Genomic DNA, 26633 nt, shown 5'->3' with positions numbered 1-26633 from the left:
GCCATGCCGGACGCGGTAGTCATCGGGGCCGGTCCCAACGGGCTCGTCGCCGCCAACCTGCTGGCCGACGAGGGCTGGAGCGTCGAAGTCCTGGAGGAACAGGACGAGCCCGGGGGCGCGGTCCGGCACGACAACGGGGTCGACCCGGACTTCACGAACGACCTCTTCAGCTCGTTCTACCCCCTCGCCGCGGCCTCCCCGGTCCTCTCCGGACTCCACCTGGAGCGGTACGGGTTGCACTGGAGCCATGCCCCCCGCGTACTGGCCCACCCGCTGTCCGACGGCCGGTGCGCCGTGCTCGGACGCGACCTCGACGACACCGCCGCGTCCCTGGACGTCTTCGCCGAGGGAGACGGCGACGCCTGGCGTGAGCTGCACCGGGTCTGGGAGCGGCTGCGCCCCGACCTGCTGGAAGCGCTGTTCACCCCCTTTCCGCCGGTGCGCGCGGGCGCCCGCCTCGCCCTGCGTCTGCGGACCGCCGGCGGGCTGCGCCTGGCCCGGTCGATGGTGCTGCCGGTACGGCGGCTCGGCGAGGAGGAGTTCCGCGGCGAGGGCGGCAGGCTGCTCCTCGCGGGCAACGCGCTGCACGCCGACCTCGCCCCCGAGGCCGCGGGAAGCGGCGGCTTCGGCTGGCTGATGTCGATGCTGGGCCAGACGTACGGGTTTCCCGTTCCCGTCGGCGGTTCGGGCGCCCTCATCGGGGCGCTGACCCGGCGGCTGAAGGAGCGCGGCGGGGTGCTCCGGTGCGGGGAGCGCGTGAGCCGCGTAGTCGTCCGGGAGGGCCGGGCCGTGGCGGTGCGCACGGCCGGCGGCGAGACGGTGTCCGCCGGCCGTGCCGTACTCGCGGACGTGTCCGCGCCAGCCCTGTACGGCGAGTTGGTGGACAGTGCCGACCTGCCGCCGCAGGTGCTGGCCGATCTGCGCCGGTTCCAGTGGGACTTCGCCACCTTCAAGGTCGACTGGGCCCTCGACGGTTCCGTCCCGTGGCAGGCCCCCGAGGCCGTCGGCGCGGGAACCGTGCACCTGGCGGACGGCGTCGACGAGCTGACCCGGTTCGCGGCACAGGTCGCCATGGGGCAGGTACCGGACCGGCCGTTCGCGCTGTTCGGGCAGATGACGACCGCCGACCCCACCCGGTCGCCCGAGGGCACCGAGTCGGCCTGGGCGTACACCCATGTCCCGCACCGCATCAAGGGTGACGCGGGTGACGACGGGCTGACCGGGAGCTGGGACGCGAAGGAGCAGGAGCTGATGGCCGACCGGGTCGAGCGGCAGGTCGAGCGCTTCGCACCGGGGTTCCGCTCCCTGATCCGGGCCCGGCGCGTGCTGGCACCGCCCACCCTCCAGGCACTCGACGCCAATCTGCACGGGGGTGCCATCAACGGCGGCACCACGGCTCTGCACCAGCAGCTCGTGTTCCGGCCCGTCCCGGGCACCGGGCGCCCGGAGACGCCGGTCAAGGGCCTCTACCTGGCGTCGGCCTCCGCGCATCCGGGAGGCGGTGTGCACGGGGCCCCGGGCTCCAACGCCGCCCGGGCCGCGCTGCGCAGGAACATACCGAACGGTCTGACCCGCGCCCAGCGTCTGCTCGCCCGCCGTGACCGCAAGGGGGACCGCAGGCCCGAACTCGGCACCCGCGACGACAGGGCCTAGGACGGCCTAGGACAGGTCCTGGCGCGGTTCCGGGTCCTGCCGGAGCCAGGTGGTCAGGGCCCACCACCAGTGCAGGGTGCTCAGTGGTTCGGCGAGGGGCCCGGACGTGAGGTCGGTCAGGGGGTGCCCGGTGATCTGCTGGAGGCGGCCGAGCCGGTAGCGGACGGTGTTGGGGTGGGTGAACATGGCTGTCGCACTCTGGTCGAGACGGCGGCCGTTGTCGAGGAACGTCAGTGCGGTGACCGCGAGTTGGCGGTGGAAGGCGTCCGACTCGTCGAGGGCGCCCAGGAGTCGGGCGCTGAGGTGCGCGCCCAGGAGCGGCTGGTCGGCGAGGGCGATCTCGGCGGCGAAGTCGGTCAGCTCGTACCGGCCCTGACGCCCCTGCCGTACCCCGATGTCCACGGCCCGGACGCAGAGCCGGTACAGCGGGCGGATCTCCTCCAGCGGAGCGGCCGGTGAGACCACCACGAGGGCCGACGCTCCGGCTTCCCCGATCCCGGGCAGCCGCCGGCACAGGCCGGCCAGTCGTCCCTCGATCAGGCCGGAGACCGCGCCGAGCCCGGAGAGCCGGTCCGCGAGGAGGCGTACGGCCGCGGGGTTGCCGGCGTCCGCGACGACGCAGTGGTGCGGTCCGCCGCCCGGCCGCATCCCGGCCCCGGCCATCTCCAGGGGTGACGGTACGACTCCGCCGACCAGCAGCCTGCGGAGTACGTGCGTGCGGACCTCGGCGCTCTCGTGCGGGGCGGCCCGCTCGGCGGCCCGGTAGCCGTTGATCACATGGCGTTCGATCGCGTCGCCGTACTCGTTGAGACGCAGGACGACGCCGAGCAGGGTGCTGTCCGGCACTCCCGCCGCCCGGCAGCGCTCGACGGTGATCTCCAGAGCGCGGCCCAGCCCGGCCTGGACCCCTCGCAGCACCGCGGTCATCGGGACACCCTGGCCCGCCCGGTCGGCCCCCAGTAACAGGGCGGCCGTGAAGTCCTGTTGCTCGACCCCGTCGAAGGTGGCGAACCACTCGCCGGCGGCGCGGACCATGGCGGTGACGTGGGAGCGGCTCTCCGCCTCGGTGAGCCGGGCGACTTCGGGGGAGTGGGCCCGGGCCGCGCGGACGAGTTCGCCGCACACGTCGTCGTCCACGGCCATCGTCCGCAGGATCTCGGTGACCGGTTCACGCTCGTGGACGACAGCCATGAGTCGATTCTCCCTTCGCGGCCCGTCCGCGATCCGTCCGCGACCTGTCCACTGTCCGTCCGTCGTCGGTCCGCGCTGTCGCCGGGCCACAACGAAGTCGTCCGCACGTTGGTGTCCGGCCACTACCACATCGCTGTGACGACCTGGTTCCCTGTGGGCTACCGACGGTAACAGTGTGCCGGTCCCAGGAACATCCCCCGTATCCGTATCCCGTATCAGGCGTCCCGTCTCGCATCTCCTCCGTCTCCTCCGGAAGGCAGTCCATGGAGAACTCCCCAGCCCTGGCCGCGATCACTCGGCGCCGTGCCCTGACGGCGGCGGGTGGCGCGCTCGCCGCAACCGCCCTCGCGCAGGCGACCGCCCCCGCCTTCGCCGCCTCTTCGGCGGCCTCGGACGCGGACGCGATCGTCGTCGGCGGCGGCCTCGCCGGTCTGGTCGCCACGGCGGAACTGGCCGCGGCGGGCCGCAAGGTGCTGCTGCTCGACCAGGAACCGGCGACGAACCTCGGCGGTCAGGCGTTCTGGTCCTTCGGCGGTCTGTTCCTCGTCGACTCCGACGAACAGCGGCTGATGGGCATCAAGGACTCCCAGGAACTGGCCTGGCAGGACTGGCTGGGCACCGCCGGCTTCGACCGCGGCATCACCGACACGTCGGGCCAGGACCACTGGGCCTACAAGTGGGCCGAGGCGTACGTGGACTTCGCGTCCGGGGAGAAGCGCTCCTGGCTCGCGGGCCTGGGCGTGCAGTGGTTCCCGATCGTCGGCTGGGCGGAGCGCGGCGGCGGCCTCGCGGACGGACACGGCAACTCGGTGCCGCGCTTCCACGTCACCTGGGGCACGGGCCCCGCGGTCGTCGAACCGTTCGAGAAGAAGGTGCGGGCGGCGGTCGCGGACGGGAAGGTCACCTTCAGGTTCCGGCACCGCGTCGACGGGCTCGTGACGACCGACGGGGCGGCCACCGGCGTCCGGGGCGCTGTCCTGGAGCCGAGCGACGCCGCCCGCGGGAAGCCCAGTTCGCGCACGGTGGTCGGTGAGTTCGAACTGCGCGCCCCGGTCGTCGTCGTCACCTCGGGCGGTATCGGCGCCAACCACGACCTCGTACGGCAGAACTGGCCGGCCCGGCTCGGCACCCCGCCCAAGACCATGATCACCGGAGTTCCGGCCCATGTGGACGGCCGGATGCTCGCGATCACCGAGAAGGCGGGCGGCCGGATCGTCAACCCCGACCGGATGTGGCACTACACCGAGGGCCTCAGGAACTACGACCCCATCTGGCCGGGCCACGGCATCCGGATTCTGCCGGGCCCGTCGTCCATGTGGTTCGACGCCACCGGCAAACGGTTCGGCGCACCCGACATGCCCGGCTACGACACGCTCCACACACTGAAGTCGATCACCGCCTCCGGGTACGACTACTCGTGGTTCGTCACCACCCAGAAGATCATCGCCAAGGAGTTCGCGCTCTCCGGCTCCGAGCAGAACCCGGACCTGACCGAGAAGAACGTCTGGAAGCTGCTCTCGCGCATCTGGCAGACCCCCGAGCCGATCGAGAAGTTCAAGAAGAACGGCGTGGACTTCGTCGTCGCCACGACCCTGTCCGAACTCGTCCGCGGCATGAACAAACTGACCGGCGACGGACTGATCGACCTGGCCTACCTGCAACGCCAGATCGAGGCGCGCGACCGGGAGATGGACAACCCGTACACCAAGGACCTCCAGGTCATGGGCATCCGCAACGCCCTGGCCTACCCCGGGGACAGCATCAGCCGCACGGCGGCGGCGCACAAGATCATGGACTCAAGTGCCGGTCCGCTCATCGCCGTTCGGCTCAACATCCTCACCCGCAAGACCCTCGGCGGCCTCCAGACCGACCTCTCCGGCCGGGTCCTGAACGCGTCCGGCACACCGGTCCCCGGCCTGTACGCGGCCGGGGAGGTCTCCGGGTTCGGCGGGGGCGGTGTCCACGGGTACCGGTCCCTTGAGGGGACGTTCCTGGGCGGGTGCCTGTTCTCGGGGCGGGCGGCGGGGCGGGCCGCCGCGGCGGCGACCGGGACCTGAGCCCGGTCGCGACCCGCCTCGGCCCGCCGTCGGGCCGGCCTGAAGATTGTTGCCCGGTGACCGCTCAGTTCCTGGCCGTACCCCGGTCTGACTCTGTGAAAGGCCCACATCCAGGAATTGCCGACAGGAGACCCTGCCATGAGCGACATCGCGTCCCGGAACCAGTCCTTCGCCCAGTCCCTCGGTACGCGTCCGGTGTGGCAGGTCGGCGCCCTCGCGGTGTTGGCCGGAGCCGTGGTGACCGAGGCCTTCGCTCTCGTCGCCCGCGGCGCCGGCGTACCGATGGAGGCGGCCGGTCCCGGGGCGACGGAGGCCGCCGAGATTCCGGTCGGCGGCTTCGCCGGGGGCGTGCTGTTCTGGTCGGTCGCCGGGGTCGTCCTGGCGATGGCGCTCGCCCGCTGGGCCAAGCGGCCCGCCCGCACCTTCGTGGTGATCACCGTCGCACTGACCGCGCTGTCCCTGGTGGGTCCGGCCGTCGCGCCGCACACCGCCACGTCCACGCAGATCGTCCTGGCGGTGTCCCATGTGGTGGCCGCGGCCGTCGTCATTCCGCTGCTGGCGGGGCGGCTCGCCCGTGGACGGGTCTGACCGGCGCTACTGAGGGGCGTTTCTGAGGGGCGCGGGGAACCGCGCGGCCGGCCGGACAGTCCCCCGCGCCCCTCAGAAACGCCGCTGCCGAGCCGGTGGCAGGGGGATGGGATCGACCCCCGTAACGACGGTGTTGGTGAGGGTGCCGATGCCCTCGACGGTGAGGGTGACCGTGTCTCCGGGCTTCAGCGGTGGTGGGGTCTGTTCGCCGCGCAGGCCCCACAGTTCGGCCAGGCAGCCGCCGTTGCCGCAGGTGCCGGAGCCGAGGACGTCACCCGGTACGACGCGGGTGCCGCGGGAGGCGTACGCGGTCATCTCCTCGAAGGTCCAGCTCATGTGGGAGAGCAGGTCCCTGCCGACCACCCGGCCGTTGATCCCGGCGGTCAGGGCCAGCCGCAGGAAGCCGTCGGCGTCCCGGTGCGGCTCCAGATCGTCGGCGGTGACGAGGTACGGGCCCAGGGTGGTCGCGGTGTCCTTGCCCTTGCACGGACCGAGCCCGACCCTCATCTCCGCCGACTGCAGGTCACGGGCGGACCAGTCGTTGAGGACGGTGTAGCCGACGATGTGGTCCCGGGCGCGCTCGGGTGTGAGGTCCCGGCCCTCCCGTCCGACGACGGCGGCCACTTCGAGTTCGAAGTCCAGGGCGGCCGACCCGGGCGGTACGGGTACGTCCTGGCCGGGGCCGTAGATGGCGTGCGGGTTGGTGAAGTAGAAGGTCGGCGCCGCGTACCACTGCTCGGGGACGCCCGCGACGCCGTCGACCGAAACGCGTACGCCTTCGACATGTTCCTCGAACGTGACGAAGTCCCGTACCGACGCGGGCCGGAGAGGCGGCAGCAGCCGTACCCGGGAGACGTGCGGCCCGGGCGGCCCGCCGAGAGCCGACGCCCCCGCCTCCAGCAGGCCGGGCAGACCGTCCGTCGCGCCGAGCAGTTCGGTCAGGGACCGGACGGCGAGCAGGGGGTACAGGGTGCCGTCCGTCGCCACCACGGCGACCTGGGTCCGGTGGTGGTGGACATACGTGGCGAAGCGCATACGGGCTCTCCTGGCGGGCCGGGCGGATCAGACCGGCGGGGCGATGAACACACCGCGGTCGGGGTCGTTGAAGGACTCCTTGGCGACCAGCTCGTTCATGGGGTTGGCGGTGCCCCACTGGTCGGTGACCTCGGGCTGCGAGAAGTCGTAGACGTGCGGGTGCCAGGTGTCCTCGTCCAGCTCCTCCAACTCCGTCGTGTACTCGACGGTGTTGCCGTGCGGGTCGAGGAAGTAGGTGAAGGTGTTGTCACCCGCCATGTGCCGGCCCGGACCCCAGATCTTCCGGAAGCCCGCGCGCATGACCCGGCCCGAACCGCGCATGTATTCGTCGAGGCCGCGCATCTCGAAGGAGACGTGGTGCAGGGCGGTGTGCGGGCCCTTCGCCAGCGCCATGGAGTGGTGCCGGCTGCTGATCCGCATGAAATGCATGACCTCGCCCATGTGCGGCGAGCTGAGTGTGTCGGAGAGCAGGAAGCCGAGGTGGCGCTCGTACCACTGCCGGGTGCGGTCGAGATCGGGCGAGTTGAGGACCACGTGCGACAGCTTGACTGGGATGGCCTCCTTCTCCTCGATCCTGCGGTGCCTGCGTACCTCCACGTCCGCGGAGACCTCGATGGTGCGGCCGTCGATGTCGAAGAAACGGAAACCGTAGCCGCCGCCGGGGGTGTCGACCTTGCCCGGTCGGGATATCAACTGGACTTCACCGGCGAGGAGTTGTTCGGCGAGGGTGTCGACGTCCGCCGGGCTCGCGGCCCCGTACGAGACGAGGTCGAGGCGCTTCTCCTCGGCCCTGCGCAGCCGCACGACGTACTGCTCCGGGGATCCCTCGGCGGCCAGGAAGGAGATACCGGAGTCCTCGGCGACCTTGGTCAGGCCCCAGACGCCGGAGTAGAAGTCGAGCTGCTTGTCGTAGTCGGGCACGGCGAGGTCGACGTGCCGCAGATGGGTGAGCAGGCGTGCGCTCATGGTGTTAGTCCTTCCTCAGGAGGGCGGCCGCGTTGCCGCCGCGTACGGCGTCGAAGCCGACACCGGGGAGCCGGGCCGCGCGCAGGGCGCCGACCGGGTCCTCGGTGCCCATGTCGAAGGGGAAGTCGGAGCCGAGCAGCACCCGGTCGGCACCGGCGACCCGCACCAACTCCCGCAGGACGTGCGGGTCGTGGACGACCGAGTCGAAGTACAGGCGCCTGAGATAGCTGCTGGGCGGCTGGGCGCATACGGCACCGGCGTCGGAACGGGTCGACCACGCGTGGTCGGAGCGGCCGATGTGGGTGGGCAGATAGCCGCCGCCGTGGGCCGCCAGCACCTTGAGGCCGGGGTGGCGGTCCAGTACGCCGGAGAAGATGAGGTGGGAGAGGGCGACGGCGTTCTCGGCGGGCTGGCCGACGGTGTTGGACAGGTACCACTGGTCGAGGCGCTCGTCGAGCGTGCACCCGAAAGGATGCAGGAAGACGACCGCGCCGGTCTCCTCGGCCCGGGACCAGAAGGGCGCGTAGGCCGGGTCGGACAGCTCCCGGCCGGGCGCGTGACTGGAGATTTCCACCCCGGCCAGGCCCTGCGCGAGGGCGTGGTCGAGGGCTTCGACCGTCCGGTCCGGGTGTTGGAGGGGGACGAGTCCGAGGCCGCGCAGCCGGTTGGGCGCGGCCGAACAGTGCTTGGCCGTGGCCTCGTTGGCGATCCGGTACACCTTCTCCGCCGTCGCCTCCCCGGCCCAGTAGTGATAGTGCGACGGGGAAGGGCTGACCAGCTGGATGTCCACGCCCTGGGCGTCCATGGCGGCCAGACGTACGGCCGCGTCGGTCAGCCGGGGCAGGCGGTCGCGCACCATGGGCCCGCTGACCGCGAGGGCGGCCGGACCATTGCGGCGGGCGTCCAACCCCCGTGCTTCGGCGAGTCCCGGCTCCCCCTCCACCAGCGCCTCGATCTCGGGGATCAGGATGTGGGCGTGGACGTCGACGGTAGGGGCGGAGGCGGAGGCGGAGGCGGGGGCGGGGGCGGAGGTGGAGGTGGGAGTGGGGGTGGTCACGGCAGCTCCCGGAGCATGGTCATGGTGCGGGCCATCAGGCCGGGCACATCGGCGTCGCGGACCCCGTCCAGCTGCCACTGCCCGAGCTGCACGGACGCCTCCACGACCGGACGCACCCGGGCGATCCGCCGCTCGTAGTACGCCTGGAACAGCGTGTCGTCCCATGGGCCGGACCCGGTGAGCAGCTGGGTGAGCACCCAGGCGTCCTCCAGGGACAGCGCGGCGCCCTGCGCGAGGGTGGGCGGACAGCAGTGGGCCGCGTCGCCGACCAGCACGACCCGGCCGCGGTGCCAGGAACCCTCGACCAACAGCCGTTCGAACCAGGTGTGGTTGACCTGCGCCGGGTCGGTGATGTGCTCGGTGATCTCCGGCCAGAAGCCGCCGTACGCACACGCCAGGCGCCGCATCTCGTCGGCGTGGGACCCGGCCGGTATCAAGGCCCTGTCGCGGTTGGCCTCGACGACATAGGCGTACAGGGTGTCTTCGCCGGTGGGGCAGTAACCGGCGATGTAGGCCGGACCGCCGTAGGCGAGGTCGGTGCGGGTCAGCCCGGCCGGGCGCGGGGCGGCGATCCGCCAGATGGCCATGCCGGTCGGCTCGGGCCGGTCGGCGATGCCGATCGCGGCGCGGGTCGCGGATCCGAGGCCGTCGGCGGCGATCACCAGGTCGTAACGCCTCTCGGCGTCCGCCGACGCGTCGGAGCCGTGGGCAGAGCCGTTGTCGGAACTGCTGTCGGAGCCGCCGGCGGACACCTCGTCGAAGCGGACGGAGACACCGTCCGCGTCCTGGTCCACGATCACGGCGGTGGTGCCCAGGCGGACCGATGCACCACTGGCGCGCACGGCGTCGATCAGGATCCGCTGAAGCCGGGGGCGCTGCATACCGACGGTGGCGGGCAGGTCGTCACCACCGGTGCGCAGGTCTTCCTGCACATGCAGAACGGTGCCGTCGGGGGCGGTGATGCCGACCGAACCGAAGCCGAAACCGGCTGCCTCCACCTCGTCCCAGACGCCCAACTCGCGCAGCACGCGCAGGGCGTTGCCCTGGAGGGTGATGCCGGAACCGGCGGTCGCGTTCCAGTCGCTCCTGGCCTCGACCAGGTCCACCGCGAGGCCGGCGCGGCGCAGCAGGATCGTCACGGCGCTGCCGGCCGCGCCGCCGCCGATCACCAGGACCTTACGGGGTGTGCTCATCGGGAACTCCCTTGTTCCTGTTGCTACTTGACGGCGATCGGGTTGACGGGGGAGCCGACCGCGCCGGTGATGGGCAGGGGCGCGGCGGTGAGCCAGAACTCGTACACGCCGTCGGCCGCGCAGTCCTGCGCGAGCGCGTCCAGGTCCCACATCTCGCCGATCAGCAGGCCGATGTGGGGGATGGCCACCTGGTGCAGCGGCTGGAAGGCGTGCTCGAACTCGTTGGGCCGTACCTCGAAGCCCCAGGTGTCGGTGGCGATCGCCGCGATCTCACTGCCGTGCAGCCAGCCTGCCGTGGTGAAGGACAGGCCGGGCGCGGGACCGCCGGCGTAGTCGCCCCAGCCGTCGCGGCGGGCCCGGGCGAGCTGCCCGGTGCGTACGAGCACGATGTCGCCGCGGCCGATCGCGACCCCCTGCGCCTCGGCGGTCGCGGCCAGGTGGCCCTCGGTGACGGCGAACCCGTCGGGCAGTTCGCCGCCCGCACTGCCCGCACTGCCCGCACTGTCCCCACCGTCCGCGCAGCCTGTGCCGATCGTGCGGCCGACGTCCAGGAGTACGCCTCGCCCGGCGACGTGCGACGCCATGTGCTCGATGCCCGTCACCAGATCGCCGTCGGAGGTGACGACCCGCTCGGCCGGACGTCCGTTCCACGCCCTGCCGTGGTCGAAGATGTGCCCGAGCCCGTCCCACTGGGTGGAGCACTGCAGCGGCATGGCGATCACGTCGTCGGCGCCGCCGATGCCGTGCGGGAAGCCCTGGTTGCCGAGCGCGGCGTCGGTGCCGGTGTCCAGCATGGTGTGCACCGGGTTGGTGCGCCGCCGCCAGCCCTTCTGCGGGCCGTTCATGTCGAACCGCTGGGAGAGGGAGAAGCTGACCCCCCTGCGCACCAGCGCGGCACCTTCGCGGCGCTTGGCCTCGTCGAGGTGGTTCAGTGTGCCGAGCACGTCGTCCGCGCCCCAACGGCCCCAGTTGGAGTACGCCTTGGCGGCCCGCGCGATCGCCCCCTCGGGGTCGGTGGGGTCCAGGCTCATCGGGCCGCCTCCGCCACACAGCGGGTGCGCTGGGCGCCGAGACCGGTGATGGAGCCGTCCATGACATCCCCGTCCCGCAGCAACCGTCCGTGGTGCATGCCGTTGCCCGCCGGGGAACCGGTCAACACCAGGTCGCCGGGCAGGAGTTCGGCGGACTGGGAGGCGTAGGACACCACCCGGGCGATGTCGAAGATCATGTCCTGGGTGGACTCGTCCTGCATCGTCTCGCCGTTCAGCCTGAGTATCAGGCGCAGGTCGCCGGGGTCGGCGACGGACCCGGCGGGTACGAGCCAGGGGCCGAGCGGGGTGAAGCCGGGGGCGTTCTTGCTGCGCAGCCAGTCGGTGCCGATCTGTGGCATGTCCCGGCGGAAGACGGTGGCCCGGTCGGTGAGGTCGTTGGCGATGGTGTATCCGGCGACATGGTCCAGTGCCTCCTCGACGGGCACCCGATGGGCCGGCCGGCCGATCACGGCTGCCAACTCCAGTTCCCAGTCCGGCTTCTCGGCCCAGGAGGGCAGCACGACCTCGTCGTACGGGCCCGTGATCGCGCTCGGCAGCCCGATGAAGACGTACGGCAGGTCCTGGGCCGCCCGGCGGTCCATGATCTCGGCGGCCTCGGCGCGCCGCTCCTCCTCGGGCCGGTCGTCGGCCGGATCGCGGTGCGCGACATGCAGGTCGATGACGTGCTGCCGGTAGTTGGCACCGGACTGGAACACCTGACGCGGCTCCAAGGGAGCATGCACCCGGAAGTCCGCGAGCGGCCCGCTCCACGGACCACCCTGGTCGGCCAGCACCGACAGCCGACCCAGCGCCGTGTCCCAGTCCTCCAGAAGAGCGCGGACGGTCAGGCGCTCGTCGCCGAAGGCGGTCCGGAGGTCGAGCACCCGGGCGTCCGCCGTGACGAGGGCGGGAAAGGGCGGCCCGTCGGGGGCCGAGAGCGTGGCGAGGGCGAAACGGCCGGCGAAGGGTGCGGACGCGGCTTCGGGTTTCACGGACATGTCCTCCTGATTGCGGTGGGACCAATCTGGACCCGCCACCCGTGATCAGGGAAATAGATTGTGTGGATGGTGGGCATCCACCGTGTTTATTCCTCCCTGGTCAACGCCGTACCGTCGGCTGTACCGCCAAGGGAACCGTCAAGGAAAATGCCAAAGGAAACGCCGTGAATCTGGCCCGCCTCGACCTCAACCTCGTCGTAGCCCTGCGCGCCCTGCTGGAGGAGCGCAACGTCACCCGCGCCGGAGAGCGCATCGGGCTCAGCCAGCCGGCCATGAGCGCTGCCCTCGCCCGGCTGCGCCGCCACTTCGACGACGACCTGCTCGCACGGGTGGGCGCCCACTACGAACTGACCGCCCTCGGCCAGGTACTCCTGGACCGCACCTCCACCGCCTACGACCTGCTGGAACGCCTCTTCGCCAGCCAGGCCCACTTCGACCCGGCCAAGGAGAGCCGGGAGTTCGGACTGATGGCGTCCGACTACGCCGTCGCCGTCTTCGGCACCGAACTGGCCCGCGTCGTGCACGAGGAGGCCCCCGGCATCCGGCTGCGCTTCAGCCAGACACCGCCCACCGTGGTCGACGACACAGCCACCCTGCTCAGCGCCACCGACGGCCTGCTCATGCCGCACGGTGTGGTCAGCGACTTCCCGGCCACCGACCTGTACGAGGACCACTGGGTCTTCGTCGTGTCCGCGGACCACCCCGGTGTCGGGGACCGGCTCACCCGCGCGGATCTGGCCCGGCTGCCCTGGGTCACCTATCAGCGCACCTACGACTCCCCGGCCGTACGCCAGCTCGGCATGCTCGGCGTCGAGCCGCGCGTCGAGGTCTCCGTCGACAGCTTCCAGCTGCTGCCGCTGCTGGTCGCGGGCACCCGCCGCATCGCGCTGGTCCAGGCGCGCCTCGCCCGGCTGCTCGCACCCCTCGCCGCCGTCCGCGTGGTGACGCCCCCGTACGAGGCGGTGCCGCTGCGCGAAGCCCTGTGGTGGCACCCCGTGCACACCCACGACGCGGCCCACATCTGGCTCCGCGAGACAGCAGCGAGAGTAGGCAAAAGCCTGACACAGATGCCGAAGGCGTAAGCGGGCGCCCCATCAGGGGCGCGAGGAACGGCGCGAGCAACCACAACGCACCCGCACCCAACGACCCGCCATGTCAGGGGCGCGAGGAACGGCGCGAGCAACCACGACGCACCCGCAGACAACGACCCGCCCTGTCAGGGGCGCGAGGAACGGCGCGAGCAACCACAACGCACCCGCGGACAACGACCTGCCTACGGTTCCAGCCCTCGCTGACGGCCAAGTCAAGTCACCCGTCAGGCCGGGACGCCGTCGTCGTCCACCTCCTCCACGGGCGGCATGAACGCCCGCAACCACCGCTCCGTCTGCGCGACATGCGCCTCCGCGGCGCCCGCCGCGGCGCCCGGATCGCGGTCGGCGATCGCGGTCGCCAGCACCCGGTGGTCCGCGTCGCTCTTGCGCCGCAGCTCCGGCCCCTCGGGGAGCGTGAAGATCTGGTACTTGCGGGAGCGGGCGCGGAAGACCGCGAGCAGCGAGGCCAGCGTGGGATTCTCGGCGGCCCGCGCGATCTCGGCATGGAAGCGGTGGTCGAGGTCCGAGGCCTCGGCGGGGTCCTCGGTCGCCTCCATGGCCTCGATGAGGGCGAAGAGCGACTTCACCGTCTCAGGGGTCCGCCGCGCGGCGGCCTTGGACGCGACATGCGCCTCCAGCACCCGCCGGATCTCGTACACCTCCAACAGGCCTGTCAGCGGCAGGAGTTCGAGGGTCAGCGAGAGGCTGCCGATGATGTCCTCCGGCCTGAGCTGGGACACGTAGGTGCCCGAGCCGTGCCGCGGTTCGACCACGCCCAGGGCCGAAAGCATCCGTACGGCCTCGCGCAACGGGCCCCGCGAGACCCCGAGTTCCTCGCCCAGTTCGGCCTCGGGCGGAATGCGCTCACCCGGCCCGAGCCGCCCCGTCGCGATCATGTGGCGCAGGCCATGGAACGCCCTGTCGACTGCGGACATCCGTTTCCTCCCGTGACGGGCCGGCGGCAGCACCGTACCCCTCGGGCACTCTAGCGACTCCGAGTCATCAGATGTCTCCGATGTATCGGTCGAAAGTCATCTGATGACTATCGCTGCACACCTCTTGCGTGGCGCAAAAATGCCGTGCAGGATGCCGAGTCATCATACGTGTCCCGCCCGATGTCAGATGTCTGCGGACTGCAGACCGGATTTCGGCGGGCACTCGGGTTCGGTAGATGTGGAGTGATGTGAGCGAGACCGAGGTCACCACCGCCCCGCGCCCCTTGCTGCTGGCGGACGGCCGCCCCGCGGCCCGGGCGTGGTCGCTGGACCCCGTCATGAAGCACCTCAACCATGGCTCGTTCGGAGCGGTCCCCCTGGTGGCCCAGGAGCGGCAGAACGAGTTCCGTGCCGAGATGGACAGTTCGCCGGTGGTGTGGTTTCCGGCCCTGCCGCAGCGGATCGCCGCGGCCCGGATCGACCTCGCGGCCTTCCTGCGGGTCGCCCCCGACGACGTGGCCCTGGTGCCGAACGCGAGCGCCGGCATCAGCGTCGTGTTCGCCTCGCTCCAGCGGCGCCGGGGCGGCGGGATCGTCGTCACCGACCACGGCTACGGCGCGGTGACCATGGGCGCCGCGCGGCTCGCCAGGCGCTGGGGCGGCGAGGTGCGTACCGCCCGGGTGCCGCTGGAGGCGAGCGAGGAGCAGGCGTACGAGGCCGTGATGGCCGCGGTCGACGACGACACGGACCTGATCGTCCTCGACCAGATCACCTCCGCGACCGCCCGCCGACTGCCGGTGGAACTGGTCGGCGCGGAGGCCCGGCGGCGCGGTATCCCGCTCTTGGTGGACGCCGCGCACGCCCCCGGTCTGATCGAGGCCCCGCTGGACGGCCTGACCTGTGACTTCTGGGTGGGCAACCTGCACAAGTGGGGCTGTACGCCCCGCGGTACCGCCACGCTGGTCGCCCGCGGCGAGCTGCGCGAGGAGCTGTACCCCCTGATCGATTCGTGGGGCGCCGCCGATCCGTATCCCGACCGCTTCGACCAGCAGGGCACGATCGACGCCACCGGCTATCTCGCGGCCCCGTCGGCCCTGGACTTCGTCGAGAGCACCTGGGGCTGGGACACGGCCCGCCGGTACATGGACGACCTGGCCGGCTACGGCGAGCGCGTCATCGGCGCCGCCTTCGCCGAACTGACCGGTGTCACCGGCACCGTCGACGTGGGCATGCCGGTCCCGGGCATGCGGCTGGTCCGGCTGCCGGACGGTCTGGCCGGCAGCCGCATCGAGGCCGACGCGCTGCGCGACCGGGCCGCCCGCGAACTCGGCGTGGAGGCGGCCTTCACCAGCTTCGACGGCATCGGCTACATGCGGCTGTCCGCGCACGTCTACAACACCGCCGCCGACTACGAGTACTTCGCCGAGGACTGCGTCCCCCTGCTCGGCCGCTGGGCCCGCGCGGCCCGCGAACAACCGGGCAGGCCGTAGAAGCACCCAGAACCCAGAACCCAGAACCCAGAACCCAGAACCGAGCACTCCGTACCCCGCATCACGCACCCCCGGCGCTCCGTAACGCCACGTCCCCCGCACAGCAGCACAGAAAGAGGTCGGCACGATGAGAAGAAGGACGGCAGCTCTCGCCCTCGGCACCGCCGCCACGATGGTCCTGACCGGCTGTAGCAGCATGAGCGGCTCCCAGGCCGACGGCACGGTCACCCTCAACATGGTGGAGAGCCTGACCAACCCCGCGCGCACGGACCTGATCAAGGGCCTGATAGCGGACTTCCAGAAGCAGAACCCCAAGATCAAGGTCAACCTGATCTCGCCGCCCACCGAGCAGGCCGACCAGAAGATCCAGCAGATGCTCCAGTCCGGCAGCGGGGTCGACACCCTCGAAGTGCGGGACACGACCGTCGGACCCTGGTCGAACAACGGCTGGATCTACGACATGAAGAAGGACCTCACGTCCTGGAAGGGCTGGGAGGCGATGACGGAGAACGCCGTCAAGGCCTCCCAGGACGCCAAGGGCAAGACGTACTTCGTCCCGTACGGCTTCTACGGTCTGAGCGTCTTCTACCGCACCGACCTGATCAAGGAGGCGGGCTTCAGCAAGCCGCCGGCCACCTGGGACGAACTGCTGGAACAGGCCTCCGCCATCCACGACCCGGGCAAGCGCAAGTACGGGTACGCCTTCCGCGGCGGAGCCAACGCCCAGGGCAACGCCACCGCCGTCATCGAGGCGTACGTCGCCGACGAGATCGACGCCGCCGACGGCTTCAAGCTGAAGAGCGGCAAGACGATCTTCTCCGCGCCCGAGGCGCTCGACGCCATGCAGACCTACCTCAAGCTCTTCAAGGACGCGTCCCCGAAGTCGTCCGTCTCCTGGGGCTACCCCGAGATGGTCGAGGGCTTCTCGAACGGCTCCACGGCCTTCCTGCTGCAGGACCCCGAGGTGATCGCCACCGTCTCGGAGTCCAAGTCCATCAAGAAGAACCAGTGGAGCACCGCGCCGCTGGTGGCGGGCCCCAGCGGCAAGACCGTACAGCCGCTGGCCACCGCCGGATGGGGCGTCGCCAAGGGCAGCAAGCACAAGAAGGAAGCCGTCAAGCTGGTCGAGTTCCTCTCCGAGGGTGAGGCGTCGACGAGCTTCACCAAGAAGAACAGCCTGGTGCCCATCCTCAAGTCGGCCGCCGAGGACCCGTTCTACAAGACCGGCCCCTGGTCCAGCTACGTCACCATGACGGAGAACCCGGACACCTACCTCAACGTCAGCCAGCCGCGCGGGGTCGCCTGGTGGGCCGAGTGGCAGCAGAAGGCCGACGCCGACATCCAGAAGATGGTCCTCGGCAAGACGACGCCCAAGGAACTGCTGGCCGGCTGGGACACGTACTGGACCGAGAAGCGGCAGCAGGAGAACTAGTCATGCCCACCGCGTCCGAAACGACGTCAGCGACAGAGACGGCGAAGACAGCTTCGGCGGGGGCCTCCGGCAACGGGGGCTCCCGGCCCGTCCGCAAGGTTGGTCCAGGCCGCCGCAAGCCGGAGTTCACCGCTCGGCGCGGTTTCCTCATCACCCTCTTCATGGCCCCGGCCGCGATCTTCGTGGCGGTCTTCACGTACTACCCGATGATCGCCGGCAGCCAGATGGCCTTCCGGCACTGGAACCTGACGGACCTGACCGACACCTCCTGGGTGGGCCTGCAGAACTTCCGCGACGTCTTCGCCGACCCCGCCTGGGGCACCGTGCTGAGCAACACCGCGATCTGGGTGTTCGGCTCGATCGTGCCCCAGCTGGTGATCGGCTTCGCCCTCGCCCTGTGGCTGCGCCGCAGGTTCCGCTTCCGCGGCCTCTACCAGGCGCTCATCTTCTTCCCCTGGGCGATCTCCGGCTTCCTCATCGGCATCCTGTTCCGCTGGATGTTCAACAGCGAGTTCGGCGTCGTCAACGACCTGCTCCAGAAGGTCGGCCTGATCGACGAGCCGGTCGCCTGGCTGGCCGACCCCAAGACCGCGATGTTCGCCGTCGTGGTCGCCAACATCTGGTACGGGGTCACCTTCTTCACGATCATGATCCTCGCCGCGCTGCAGTCCATCCCCGAGGAGCTGTACGAGGCCTCGGCCCTGGACGGCGCCGGCAAGGTGCGCACGCTCTTCCAGATCACCATTCCGTACATCCGGGTCACGCTCGCGCTGACCGTGCTGCTGCGCATCATCTGGATCTTCAACTTCCCCGACCTGATCTTCGGGATGACCGGCGGCGGACCGAACAACGAGACGCACATCGTGACCACGTGGATGATCAAGATCACGCAGCAGGGCGACTACGGCAGGGCCTCCGCGCTCGGTCTCATCGTCGTCGCCACGCTGCTGGTGTTCGCGGTCTTCTTCCTCCTGGCCACGCGCGAGAAGCGAGAGGTGAAGCCGTGATCGGCAAGGAGTCCACGGCGGGCCGGGTCACCAAGTTCAGCTTCCTGGGGCTGTGGCTGGTCTTCACCGTCTTCCCCCTCTACTGGATCACCATCACGTCCCTCAAGGCGCCCGGCGACATCTTCGCCTTCCCGATCGCCTACTGGCCCGAGCACTTCTCGCTGGAGAACTACAGCGGACTGTTCGGCAAGGCCGACTTCGGCGTCTACCTCACCAACAGCCTCATCGTGGCCACCGTCGCCGCCGCGATCGCCACCGTCATCTCGATGCTGTCGGCGTACGTACTGGCCCGCTTCGAGTTCCGTACGAAGTCGGCGCTGCTGATGGCCGCCCTGGTGACCCAGATGATCCCGACGTTCATCGCGCTGGGGCCGCTGTACCTGCTGATGACCGACCTCAAGATGGTCGACAACCGGCTCGGGCTGATCCTCGTCTACATCGCGGTCTGCATCCCGTTCTGCACGGTGATGCTCCGGGGTTTCTTCGAGAACATCCCGGACGCGCTGGAGGAGGCCGCGATGATCGACGGGCTGTCCCGGTTCGGGGCGCTGTTCCGGGTGCTGCTGCCGGTGATGCGGCCCGGGATCATTGCGGCGTTCATCTTCAACTTCGTCAACTGCTGGAACGAGCTGTTCCTGTCGGTGACGCTGATGAACAGTGACAGCAACAAGACCGTGCCGACGGCCCTGAACGGCTTCATCTCCAGCTTCAACATCGACTGGGGCTCGATGTCCGCGGCGGCGGTCCTCACCATCCTCCCCACGATGGTCCTGTTCGCCTTCGCCAGCCGCCACATAGTCCAGGGCCTGACGGCAGGCGCGGTAAAGGGCTGACGCCTCCCTCCAGGGGCGCTGTCCTTGTCTTCCAGGGGCGCGGGGAACGGCGCAGTCTTTTGTCTTTGAGGGGCGCGGGGAACGGCGCAGTCCTTTGTCTTTGAGGGGCGCGGGGAACGGCGCAGTCCTTTGTCTTTAGGGGCGCGGGGAACTGCGCGCCCAGCTACGGCCGACCCGCACCCACGAACGACCCGAACCACCCCCTGGCCACGGCGGGCGGGCGGGCCCCTCGACGGAGGCCCGCCCGTCAGCGCCCGCCCAGCTCACCGCTGAGGTGCCCGTGCAGCCGAGCACTGGGCCCGTTCAGCCCGATGATCTCCACCGTCTTGCCCCGCTGCGCGTACTTCGTCTCGACGGCGTCCAGCGCGGCGACGGACGAGGCGTCCCAGACATGCGCGGCCGTCAGGTCGATGACGACCCGGTCGGGGTCGGTGGCGTAGGCGAACCGGCCGACGAGGTCGTTGGAGGAGGCGAAGAACAGCGCACCGGTGACGGCGTAGACGACCCGGCCGCCGTCCGGGTCGGTGACCGAGGTGACGTCGGCGAGGTGGGCCACCCGCCGGGCGAAGACGACCATGGCCGTGACGGAGCCGACGACGACGCCGATCGCGAGGTTGCCGGTGGCGACGACACACGCGACGGTGATCACCATGACGGCGATCTCGCCGAACGGCATCCGCCTCAGCGTCCCCGGCGCGATGGAGTGCCAGTCGAAGGTCGCGAAGGACACCATCACCATCACGGCGACCAGGGCGGCCATCGGGATGTCGGAGACGACCGGCCCGAAGACGATGCACAAAACCATCAGGAACGCACCGGCCAGGAAGGTGGACAGCCGGGTACGGGCGCCGGAGACCTTCACGTTGATCATCGTCTGGCCGATCATTGCGCAGCCGCCCATACCGCCGAAGAAGCCGGTGACGATGTTGGCGATGCCCTGCCCGATCGACTCCCGGGTCTTGGAGGAGTGGGTGTCGGTGATGTCGTCGACCAGCTTGGCCGTCATCAGCGACTCCATGAGGCCGACCAGCGCCATGGCGAGCGCGTAGGGGGCGATCGTCGTCAGCGTGTCGAGGGTGAACGGCACATCCGGCAGGCCCGGCACCGGCAGGGAGGACGGCAGGTCGCCCTTGTCGCCCACGGTCGGCACCGCGATCCCCGCCGCGACGGTGATGACGGTCAGGACGACGATGGACACCAGCGGGGCCGGGACCACGGTGGTGATCTTCGGGAAGAACACCAGCAGCGCCAGCCCGCCGGTGATCAGTGGATAGACGGGCCAGGGCACATCATGCATCTCGGGGACCTGGGCCATGAAGATGAGGATGGCGAGGGCGTTGACGAAGCCGACCATCACGGACCGTGGGACGAAGCGCATCAGCTTCGCCACCCCGAGCGCGCCGAGGGCAACCTGGATGACACCGGCCAGGATCACCGCGGCGACCAGGTACCCCAGACCGTGCTCGCGGTTGAGCGGGGCGATGACCAGGGCCACGGCGCCGGTCGCGGCGGAGATCATCGCGCGGCGGCCACCCACGACGGAGATGGTCACGGCCATGGTGAAGGACGCGAACAGGCCGATCGCAGGGTCGACGCCGGCGATGATCGAGAACGAGATCGCCTCGGGGATCAGCGCGAGCGCGACCACCAGGCCGGCCAGCACCTCGGTGCGCCAGACCTTCGGGTCGGACAGCCAGTCGGGACGCAGTCCACGCAGCCGCGCGACCGGCGACCGCGAAGACAGTGAGGCCGCCGGTGACGCCGATGAGGCCGACGACGCCGAAGACGGTGAGGACAGTGGGGGCGGAGCGGGCGTGGGCAAGTGGAAGGCCTGTCGTGCTCGGGCACGCCCGGCCTCGGCCCAGGGCGTGACAGGAAGGGGCAGAGAGGGAGCGGCGCTGTCCCGGAGGCGTCGACGTCGTCGCTCCTGCGCGGTCGGCGGCCACGGGAACTTTTCTTCCGTCCCACGGAGTGGGAACGTCATGGAACCGACCCGATGATCACATACTTTACCTCGACGTCACGGTAGCGATCGACGTCGGCCGCCCCATGGCCCGGGCGACGGACACAGACGAGACAGACGAGGTAGGGCGCCCGAATGAGCAGCGAGCACATGCAGATCGGCGAGGTCGGCGCGCGCACGGAGCTGCCACTGCGCACGATCCGCCACTACGAGGCGACCGGCCTGGTTGCCCCCTCCGCCTGCTCCCAGGGCGGCTTCCGCCTCTACACCAGGGAGGATGTCGCACGGCTGAAGGCGATCCGCCGTATGCAGCCGCTCGACTTCAGCCTGGAGCAGATGCGCGACCTGTTGGCCGTCACCGACCGCCTCGACGCCGACGACGACCTGACGGCGTACGAGCGGCAGTCCCTGCTGAGGCGCGTGCGCGAGTACGAGGAGCACGCCGTCTGGCAGGTGGAGAAGCTGCGCGCGCAGCTCGCGGAGGCGGAGGAGTTCGCCCAGACGCTGCGCAAGCGCCTGAGCCGGGACCGCGACCGGGATCGGGACCGCGGTCGGGACCGCAACCGCGACCGCGATCGGGCCACCACGGCCTGAGCCGGTTCCGCCCCTGTTTCCGCCCCTACTCGAACGCGCACCCCGGATTCGGGGCGTCCTCGGAGAAGGGGGCGCCGTGCGGAAGTACGTAGAGCACGGTGAGGACGACCGGTGTGTCCCCCAGGTTGCGGCCTATGTGGACGTTGCCGGGCCCGGCCGGCTCCTGCACGCGGCTGCCCTGCGCATACACACCGTCCGAGGCGCACGTGGAGTCGAAGTGACTGAGTGTGCCCTGCTTCACGTACGCGTAGAGCGGGCCGTCGTGGTAGTGCCAGCCGGTGGCCTGGCCGGGCGGCACGGTGATCTCGCGGACGACATAGTCGGTGCCGCCGACCGTCTTCTGGGCGATCAGCGTGCCGGTGACTCCGGGCCCGGGCGGGGTGGCCCGGGCTGTTCCCCCGGCCAGGACGGCGACGGCGGCGACCGCGCCGACCACCGCGGTGCGGAACGAGGTACGCATGGGTAGGGCCTCCAGGGTGCGTGCGGCTAAGTGGCAAAGCGCCGCAGCGAACATAGAGGCAGGCGGGGCGTGTTGGCGCGGCAAAACGCGAATTGGCTGCGACTGCACCGCAGTTGACGATGGCCGACTACGCGATCAGTCCAGGACGCGCAGCCGCCGGTAGCCGACGTCGTCCCAGGCCCAGGCCGAGGCAAGGCCCAGAGCGACGTATGCCCTGCCCACTGCCTGGCATTCCGAGAGCCGCTCGAAGGCGCCGACCGTGTGGCAGACGGCGGCGGCCGAGACCTCGGCGGTCGGCCTGACCCGTTCGACGGCCCCGGAGCGCCACGACCGGGCCTGTCGTTACGTGTCGGCGCACAGCTCTTTCGTCTCCGTGCACTGCCGGCGGAACTCGCGCGGGGACAGGCCGTAGGAGCCGCGGAACACCTGACTGAAGTGCGCGGGACTGGCGAACCCCCATCTGGCGGCGATCGCGCCGATCGGCCGGTAGGCCAGCCCGGGATCGGCGAGGTCGCGACGACACTGTTCCAGGCGACGCTCACGGACCCAGCCGGCGACGGTGTGCCCCTCCTCGTGGAACAGCTTGTGCAGATGGCGCAGGGAGATGTGGTGCGCCGCGGCGATCGCATCCGGTGCCAGGCGCGCATCGCCCAGGTTCTCCCGGATGAAGGCATGGATCCGGGCCATGAGCGCACGCCGCGTGGTGTGGGGCGGCACGCCACTCCGGGCATCCAGCGCGTTGGCCAGCGCGGCGGTCAGCACGTCGAGGGTGACTGTGGACAGCCTGGCGGCGTCGGAGGGGGACAGTTCCCTCATGCGCCGCGCCAGTTGCATCAGGAAGTGCGAGGACAGCGCGCCGACGCCCTTGCCGCCCGGAATGCGCACCGCGCTCAGCCGTCGCACGTCCCGGTGGGGCAGCGGAAGCAGTGAACGGGGGAAGCGCAGGAGCAGCAGTTGCTGGCTTCCCGGCACATCCGGCGCGAATCCGGCGAGGTACGGCCGGGAGGGGTCGAACAGGAGGAGATCCCCGACTCCGAACTCCGTGCACCGGCCGTCCTGCGTGATCCTGCCGCCGCCGCGCACGATGCAGCCCAGCTTGAGCACTTCGGGGTCCGCCTGGCGGATGAGCTTGGGGGTGCGGTGCACCGAGTGCACCATCGTGGTCATCAACGTCGCCTGCAGCGAACCGAGTTGGCTGATGTCGACTTGCGCCCTGAACGCTCTCTCCACCCGCCGCTCGCAGCGCGTGTCGTAGGGCACCCAGAGCTTCGAGCTCACCTCACGCCAGAAGGCGAACCCCTCCTCCGGCGGTACTTCCGCGGTACTGACCACGTCCATGAGTCACCCCCGTGACCGTCGGTGTGCGGTCTCCGGCGCGCCCGGGCAGGGTCATGAAGGCGGCGAACCGCATCGGTCCAGTATCCAGCCCCGGGGTCGATATGGGGAGGCCCGCGGCAGACCGCCGACGGGCCGGGAGGCGGGGCCCGTGCCCGCTCTCCCGGCCCGCTGCGCGCGTCAGGACGTGGACAGTTCCGTGCGGATCGTGCGGGCCGCGGTGACCAGGTTCTCCAGGGACGCACGGGTCTCGGGCCAGGCGCGGGTCTTCAGGCCGCAGTCGGGGTTGACCCAGAGGCGCTCGGCGGGGATGGCCTCAAGTCCCTTGCGCAGCAGGGCCGCTGCCTCGTCGGTGCTCGGTACCCGGGGTGAGTGGATGTCGTACACACCGGGCCCGGCCTCGCGCGGATAGCCGTGTACGGCCAGCTCCCGGGCGACCTGCATGTGCGAGCGCGCCGCCTCCAGGCTGATGACATCCGCGTCGAGGTCGTCGATGGCCCGCACGATGTCACCGAACTCGGCGTAGCACATGTGCGTGTGGATCTGGGTGTCCGGGCGTACGCCACTGGTGCTGAGGCGGAACGCCTCGGTGGCCCACGCGAGGTACGCCGGACGGTCGGCGGATCGCAGCGGCAGCGTCTCGCGCAGGGCGGGCTCGTCCACCTGGATGACCGAAGTCCCGGCCGCCTCAAGGTCGTTCACCTCGTCGCGCAGGGCGAGGGCGACCTGCCGGGCGGTGTCACCGAGGGGCTGGTCGTCGCGGACGAAGGACCAGGCGAGCATGGTGACCGGCCCGGTCAGCATGCCCTTGACCGGCTTGGCGGTGAGCGACTGGGCGTACGTCGTCCAGCGCACCGTCATGGGCTCGGGACGGGAGATGTCTCCGGCCAGGATCGGCGGGCGGACATGGCGGGTCCCGTAGGACTGGACCCAGCCGTGCTGGGTGGCGAGGTATCCGGTGAGCTGTTCGGCGAAGTACTGGACCATGTCGTTGCGTTCGGGCTCGCCGTGCACGAGCACATCGAGGCCGGTCCTCTCCTGGAACGAGATCACCTCGCCGATCTCGGCCCTGATGCGCTCCTCGTACCCGGCGCTGTCGATCCGCCCCGCCCGCAGATCGGCCCGCGCGGTGCGCAGTTCCGTGGTCTGGGGGAACGAGCCGATGGTGGTGGTCGGCAGCAGCGGCAGGCCGAGGTGGGCGCGCTGGGCCGCGGTCCGCTCGGCGTACGGCTGGGAGCGGCGGGCGTCGGCGTCCGTGACGGCGGCGGCCCGGGCCCGTACGGCGGGGTCGCGGGTGATCGCGGACCCGGCGCGAGAGGCCAGGTCGGCCCGGTTGGCGGCGAGTTCCACGGCGATCGTGCCGGCGCCGCCCGCGAGGCCCTTGGCGAGGGTGGCGATCTCGGTGGTCTTCTGCCGGGCGAAGGCGAGCCAGCGGCGGATCTGCGGCTCGATGTCGCGTTCGGCGGTGGCGTCGAGGGGGACGTGGAGGAGGGAGCAGGAGGCGGCCACGTCGACCCGGTCGGCCAGCCCGAGCAGGGTGCCGAGCGTGGCGAGGGACTTCTCCAGGTCGTTGACCCAGATGTTGCGGCCGTCGACCACTCCGGCGATCAGACGCTTGCCGGGCAGCCCGCCCACGGCGGCGAGCGCGTCCAGGTTGGCGCCGGCCGCCTCGGTGAAGTCCAGCGCCAGACCCTCCACCGGGGCCTTGGCCAGCACCGGCAGGGCGTCGCCGAGCCGGTCGAAGTAGGACGCGACCAGCAGCTTCGGGCGGTCGGTCAGGGCGCCGAGGTCGCGGTAGACACGGGTGGCCGTGTTCAGTTCGGCGGGTGTGCGGTCCTGCACCAGGGCGGGCTCGTCGAGCTGGACCCACTCGGCCCCCGCGGCGCGAAGATCTGCGACGATCTCGGCGTACACGGGCAGCAGCCGGTCGATGAGGGTGAGCGGGTCGAAGTCCGGGGCCACACCCGGCGCGGGCTTGGCGAGCAGCAGGTACGTGACGGGTCCGACGAGGACGGGACGTGCGGTGAGCCCGAGCGCGAGAGCTTCCTTCAGCTCCGCCACCTGCTTGCGGGAGTCGGCGGTGAAGACGGTGCCCGGGCCCAACTCGGGCACCAGATAGTGGTAGTTGGTGTCGAACCACTTCGTCATCTCCAGCGGCGCCACGTCCTGGGTGCCGCGCGCCATCGCGAAGTAGCCGTCGAGCGCGTCGGCCTCGACGGCGGCGCGGTGGCGTCCGGGGATCGCGCCGACCATGACACAGGTGTCCAGCACGTGGTCGTAGTACGAGAAGTCACCGGTGGGAACCTCGTGGATGCCGGCCTCGGCCAGTTGCCGCCAGTTGACCCGGCGCAGGTCGGCGGCGGTGGCCCGGAGGGTGTCGGCGTCGACCCGGCCCTTCCAGTAGCCCTCGATCGCCTTCTTCAGTTCCCGGTTCTGTCCCTGGCGGGGGTAGCCGTACACGGTGGCCCGTGCCGCCGCGGCTGCGGACTGCGCTGTCACGGAAATCTCCTTCGCGAGATATCTCCCTGGGATCCCGGGACGGGACGCGAACGCGAAGGGGTGACCGACCGGACGGAATCCGAGCCGTGCACGAGGCACGGCCTTCCGCCGGATCATGTACGCCGACCCGCCCACGAGGTCACCGGGATCTCCGCACACGAATGGTTCGCGCACGGGCAGTTGGCAGGTCTTCGGACTCGCGGGCACGTCCTCCCTGCGGAGGACACCTACTGGCCGTCGCTTCCCAGACCCGGCCGGGCCCAGTGCGTGTGACGGCGGTCGTTCCCACTCACCGCTGCGGGGCAGTCCCGGATTCCCACCGGGTTCCCTCTTGCGACGCACCCGCCTGGCGGACGGGGCGAACCAGCTGCACCGGCCACCCTACGGGGCACAGCCCGGTCGTGGAAAACTTTTCAGTGCACGGAGAAGCCGCCGTCGACGAAGACCGACTGCCCGGTGACGTACGCGGAGGCGGCGCTCGCCAGGAAGACCGCCGCGCCCGCGAAGTCCTCCGCGAGGCCGTTGCGGCCGACCATCGTGCGCGCCGCCAGGGCCGTCACCTTCTCCGGGTCGGACGACAGACGCCGGTTCAGCGGGGTCATCACGAAGCCGGGCACCAGTGTGTTGACGGTGACTCCGTACGGCGACCAGGCCTCCGCCTGCGAGCGGGCCAGTGACTCCAGCGCCCCCTTGGAGACGCCGTAGGCACCGCTCTGGACGAAGGCGCGGTGGGCCTGCTGGGAGGTGATGTGGATGATCCGCCCGTAGCCCCGTTCGGCCATGGCCGGGCCGAAACGCCGGCCCAGCAGGAAGGGCGCGTCCAGGTTCAGGGCCATGGTGGTGTCCCAGACCTCGTCGCTGAGCTCGCTCATCGGCGGCCGGAGGTTGATCCCGGCGCAGTTGACGAGGATGTCGGGCTCGCCGAAGGCCTCGACCGCCTGCTCGGCGGCATCGCGCACGCCTTCACGTGTACCGAGGTCCGCGCCGACCCAGGCCGCACGGCAGCCGAGCGCACGCAACTCCTCGACCGTCGCGGCCAGTTCCGCTTCCTTGCGCGCCACGACGACGACGCTCGCCCCGGCGCGGGCCAGCGCCTCGGCGATGCCCCGCCCGATGCCGGAGCTGCCACCGGTCACCAGGGCGACCCGGCCGTCCAGGGAGAACAGTTCTGAGAGGTAGTGCTGCGAGTCCATGGCGGCACCCTAGAAGGGCGCCGCCCTGGGGG

At 70.7% G+C, this 26633-nt stretch carries 22 protein-coding genes and 1 riboswitch; of the genes, 9 read left to right on the top strand and 13 right to left on the bottom strand.

The annotated features are described in order from the left end of the window. Nucleotides 1-3 precede the first annotated feature (3 nt). Nucleotides 4-1653: a phytoene desaturase family protein gene (locus ACH4DZ_RS02770; protein WP_398285089.1), complete on the top strand. Its 1650-nt coding sequence runs from the start codon at nt 4-6 to the stop codon at nt 1651-1653. Nucleotides 1654-1659: 6 nt separating this feature from the next. Here the strand turns inward: ACH4DZ_RS02770 and ACH4DZ_RS02765 are convergent, their stop codons facing one another. Next, a complete protein-coding gene (locus tag ACH4DZ_RS02765; protein WP_398285088.1) occupies nt 1660-2844 on the bottom strand; it encodes a PucR family transcriptional regulator in 1185 nt (394 codons plus the stop codon). Nucleotides 2845-3107: 263 nt separating this feature from the next. On the opposite strand from ACH4DZ_RS02765, the gene ACH4DZ_RS02760 reads away from it, so the two are divergent. Both ACH4DZ_RS02760 and ACH4DZ_RS02755 read left to right on the top strand, forming a co-directional pair. Beyond that, complete coding sequence (locus ACH4DZ_RS02760; RefSeq protein ID WP_398285087.1) at nt 3108-4901, top strand: FAD-binding dehydrogenase; 1794 nt, start codon at nt 3108-3110, stop codon at nt 4899-4901. A 138-nt stretch (nt 4902-5039) separates the two neighbouring features. Beyond that, on the top strand, nt 5040-5489 hold the full coding sequence (locus tag ACH4DZ_RS02755; RefSeq protein ID WP_398285086.1) for a DUF6069 family protein: 450 nt from the start codon (nt 5040-5042) through the stop codon (nt 5487-5489). A gap of 72 nt (nt 5490-5561) precedes the next feature. Here the strand turns inward: ACH4DZ_RS02755 and ACH4DZ_RS02750 are convergent, their stop codons facing one another. Genes ACH4DZ_RS02750 through ACH4DZ_RS02725 form a run of 6 tightly spaced genes read right to left on the bottom strand, consistent with a single transcriptional unit; the run spans nt 5562 to nt 11769 of the window. Continuing rightward, nucleotides 5562-6524 (bottom strand): fumarylacetoacetate hydrolase family protein, encoded by a 963-nt coding sequence (locus ACH4DZ_RS02750; RefSeq protein WP_398285085.1) that lies wholly within the window; start codon nt 6522-6524, stop codon nt 5562-5564. A gap of 27 nt (nt 6525-6551) precedes the next feature. Continuing rightward, the gene (locus ACH4DZ_RS02745) at nt 6552-7490 is read right to left on the bottom strand and encodes a VOC family protein (protein WP_398285084.1); all 939 of its coding nucleotides are present in this window, start codon (nt 7488-7490) and stop codon (nt 6552-6554) included. A 4-nt stretch (nt 7491-7494) separates the two neighbouring features. Next, on the bottom strand, nt 7495-8547 hold the full coding sequence (locus ACH4DZ_RS02740; protein ID WP_398285083.1) for an amidohydrolase family protein: 1053 nt from the start codon (nt 8545-8547) through the stop codon (nt 7495-7497). Beyond that, complete coding sequence (locus ACH4DZ_RS02735) at nt 8544-9740, bottom strand: FAD-dependent oxidoreductase (protein WP_398285082.1); 1197 nt, start codon at nt 9738-9740, stop codon at nt 8544-8546. Before ACH4DZ_RS02735 ends, ACH4DZ_RS02740 begins: the two co-directional genes overlap by 4 nt. Before the next feature lie 23 nt (nt 9741-9763). Beyond that, nucleotides 9764-10771: a cyclase family protein gene (locus ACH4DZ_RS02730; protein WP_398285081.1), complete on the bottom strand. Its 1008-nt coding sequence runs from the start codon at nt 10769-10771 to the stop codon at nt 9764-9766. After that, on the bottom strand, nt 10768-11769 hold the full coding sequence (locus ACH4DZ_RS02725; RefSeq protein WP_398285080.1) for a fumarylacetoacetate hydrolase family protein: 1002 nt from the start codon (nt 11767-11769) through the stop codon (nt 10768-10770). The genes ACH4DZ_RS02730 and ACH4DZ_RS02725 overlap by 4 nt, the downstream gene beginning before the upstream one ends. A gap of 164 nt (nt 11770-11933) precedes the next feature. Between ACH4DZ_RS02725 and ACH4DZ_RS02720 the strand changes: the two genes are divergently transcribed. Then, the gene (locus tag ACH4DZ_RS02720; protein WP_398285079.1) at nt 11934-12851 is read left to right on the top strand and encodes a LysR family transcriptional regulator; all 918 of its coding nucleotides are present in this window, start codon (nt 11934-11936) and stop codon (nt 12849-12851) included. Nucleotides 12852-13084: 233 nt separating this feature from the next. Here ACH4DZ_RS02720 and ACH4DZ_RS02715 read toward each other — a convergent pair whose 3' ends face one another. Further along, a complete protein-coding gene (locus ACH4DZ_RS02715; RefSeq protein ID WP_398285078.1) occupies nt 13085-13795 on the bottom strand; it encodes a FadR/GntR family transcriptional regulator in 711 nt (236 codons plus the stop codon). Between the two features lie 248 nt (nt 13796-14043). Here ACH4DZ_RS02715 and ACH4DZ_RS02710 point away from each other — a divergent pair, with 248 nt between their 5' ends. From ACH4DZ_RS02710 to ACH4DZ_RS02695, 4 genes are all read left to right on the top strand, one after another. After that, nucleotides 14044-15285: an aminotransferase class V-fold PLP-dependent enzyme gene (locus tag ACH4DZ_RS02710; RefSeq protein ID WP_398285077.1), complete on the top strand. Its 1242-nt coding sequence runs from the start codon at nt 14044-14046 to the stop codon at nt 15283-15285. 127 nt (nt 15286-15412) lie between these two features. Next, nucleotides 15413-16717: an ABC transporter substrate-binding protein gene (locus ACH4DZ_RS02705; RefSeq protein ID WP_398285076.1), complete on the top strand. Its 1305-nt coding sequence runs from the start codon at nt 15413-15415 to the stop codon at nt 16715-16717. A gap of 161 nt (nt 16718-16878) precedes the next feature. Continuing rightward, nucleotides 16879-17724 (top strand): carbohydrate ABC transporter permease, encoded by an 846-nt coding sequence (locus ACH4DZ_RS02700; RefSeq protein ID WP_398285450.1) that lies wholly within the window; start codon nt 16879-16881, stop codon nt 17722-17724. Then, on the top strand, nt 17721-18557 hold the full coding sequence (locus ACH4DZ_RS02695; protein ID WP_398285075.1) for a carbohydrate ABC transporter permease: 837 nt from the start codon (nt 17721-17723) through the stop codon (nt 18555-18557). The genes ACH4DZ_RS02700 and ACH4DZ_RS02695 overlap by 4 nt, the downstream gene beginning before the upstream one ends. 247 nt (nt 18558-18804) lie before the next feature. On the opposite strand, the gene ACH4DZ_RS02690 is transcribed toward ACH4DZ_RS02695, so the two are convergent. After that, nucleotides 18805-20301 (bottom strand): SulP family inorganic anion transporter, encoded by a 1497-nt coding sequence (locus tag ACH4DZ_RS02690; protein ID WP_398285449.1) that lies wholly within the window; start codon nt 20299-20301, stop codon nt 18805-18807. 354 nt (nt 20302-20655) lie between these two features. Here ACH4DZ_RS02690 and ACH4DZ_RS02685 point away from each other — a divergent pair, with 354 nt between their 5' ends. Continuing rightward, a complete protein-coding gene (locus ACH4DZ_RS02685) occupies nt 20656-21114 on the top strand; it encodes a MerR family transcriptional regulator (protein WP_398285074.1) in 459 nt (152 codons plus the stop codon). A gap of 25 nt (nt 21115-21139) precedes the next feature. Here the strand turns inward: ACH4DZ_RS02685 and ACH4DZ_RS02680 are convergent, their stop codons facing one another. From ACH4DZ_RS02680 to ACH4DZ_RS02665, 4 genes are all read right to left on the bottom strand, one after another. Continuing rightward, entirely contained in the window at nt 21140-21574 is a 435-nt protein-coding gene (locus tag ACH4DZ_RS02680; RefSeq protein WP_398285073.1) for a cupin domain-containing protein, read from the bottom strand. 342 nt (nt 21575-21916) lie between these two features. Then, nucleotides 21917-22912: a helix-turn-helix domain-containing protein gene (locus ACH4DZ_RS02675; RefSeq protein WP_398285072.1), complete on the bottom strand. Its 996-nt coding sequence runs from the start codon at nt 22910-22912 to the stop codon at nt 21917-21919. A 177-nt stretch (nt 22913-23089) separates the two neighbouring features. Continuing rightward, entirely contained in the window at nt 23090-25408 is a 2319-nt protein-coding gene (gene metE / locus ACH4DZ_RS02670; protein WP_398285071.1) for a 5-methyltetrahydropteroyltriglutamate--homocysteine S-methyltransferase, read from the bottom strand. Nucleotides 25409-25572: 164 nt separating this feature from the next. Then, nucleotides 25573-25791: riboswitch (cobalamin riboswitch) on the bottom strand. A 30-nt stretch (nt 25792-25821) separates the two neighbouring features. After that, nucleotides 25822-26601 carry an SDR family NAD(P)-dependent oxidoreductase gene (locus ACH4DZ_RS02665; protein WP_398285070.1) on the bottom strand — a complete coding sequence of 260 codons (780 nt, stop codon included), beginning with the start codon at nt 26599-26601 and terminating at the stop codon, nt 25822-25824. Nucleotides 26602-26633: the final 32 nt, after the last annotated feature.

Origin of the sequence: Streptomyces sp. NPDC017991, assembly GCF_044328075.1 — a bacterium.
In the GTDB taxonomy this organism is placed as follows: Bacteria; Actinomycetota; Actinomycetes; order Streptomycetales; family Streptomycetaceae; genus Streptomyces.
This window is presented reverse-complemented; position numbering and strand designations above follow the sequence as displayed.

Bases quoted from the DNA above. Each gene is read 5' to 3' on its own strand.
- ACH4DZ_RS02745 (WP_398285084.1), bottom strand. From the start codon at position 7,490: ATGAGCGCACGCCTGCTCACCCATCTGCGGCACGTCGACCTCGCCGTG.
- ACH4DZ_RS02735 (WP_398285082.1), bottom strand. From the start codon at position 9,740: ATGAGCACACCCCGTAAGGTCCTGGTGATCGGCGGCGGCGCGGCCGGC.
- ACH4DZ_RS02725 (WP_398285080.1), bottom strand. From the start codon at position 11,769: ATGTCCGTGAAACCCGAAGCCGCGTCCGCACCCTTCGCCGGCCGTTTC.
- ACH4DZ_RS02750 (WP_398285085.1), bottom strand. From the start codon at position 6,524: ATGCGCTTCGCCACGTATGTCCACCACCACCGGACCCAGGTCGCCGTG.
- ACH4DZ_RS02760 (WP_398285087.1), top strand. From the start codon at position 3,108: ATGGAGAACTCCCCAGCCCTGGCCGCGATCACTCGGCGCCGTGCCCTG.
- ACH4DZ_RS02765 (WP_398285088.1), bottom strand. From the start codon at position 2,844: ATGGCTGTCGTCCACGAGCGTGAACCGGTCACCGAGATCCTGCGGACG.
- ACH4DZ_RS02705 (WP_398285076.1), top strand. From the start codon at position 15,413: ATGAGAAGAAGGACGGCAGCTCTCGCCCTCGGCACCGCCGCCACGATG.
- ACH4DZ_RS02770 (WP_398285089.1), top strand. From the start codon at position 4: ATGCCGGACGCGGTAGTCATCGGGGCCGGTCCCAACGGGCTCGTCGCC.
- ACH4DZ_RS02730 (WP_398285081.1), bottom strand. From the start codon at position 10,771: ATGAGCCTGGACCCCACCGACCCCGAGGGGGCGATCGCGCGGGCCGCC.
- ACH4DZ_RS02675 (WP_398285072.1), bottom strand. From the start codon at position 22,912: ATGGACGTGGTCAGTACCGCGGAAGTACCGCCGGAGGAGGGGTTCGCC.
- ACH4DZ_RS02680 (WP_398285073.1), bottom strand. From the start codon at position 21,574: ATGCGTACCTCGTTCCGCACCGCGGTGGTCGGCGCGGTCGCCGCCGTC.
- ACH4DZ_RS02685 (WP_398285074.1), top strand. From the start codon at position 20,656: ATGAGCAGCGAGCACATGCAGATCGGCGAGGTCGGCGCGCGCACGGAG.
- ACH4DZ_RS02700 (WP_398285450.1), top strand. From the start codon at position 16,879: ATGGCCCCGGCCGCGATCTTCGTGGCGGTCTTCACGTACTACCCGATG.
- ACH4DZ_RS02715 (WP_398285078.1), bottom strand. From the start codon at position 13,795: ATGTCCGCAGTCGACAGGGCGTTCCATGGCCTGCGCCACATGATCGCG.
- ACH4DZ_RS02665 (WP_398285070.1), bottom strand. From the start codon at position 26,601: ATGGACTCGCAGCACTACCTCTCAGAACTGTTCTCCCTGGACGGCCGG.
- ACH4DZ_RS02755 (WP_398285086.1), top strand. From the start codon at position 5,040: ATGAGCGACATCGCGTCCCGGAACCAGTCCTTCGCCCAGTCCCTCGGT.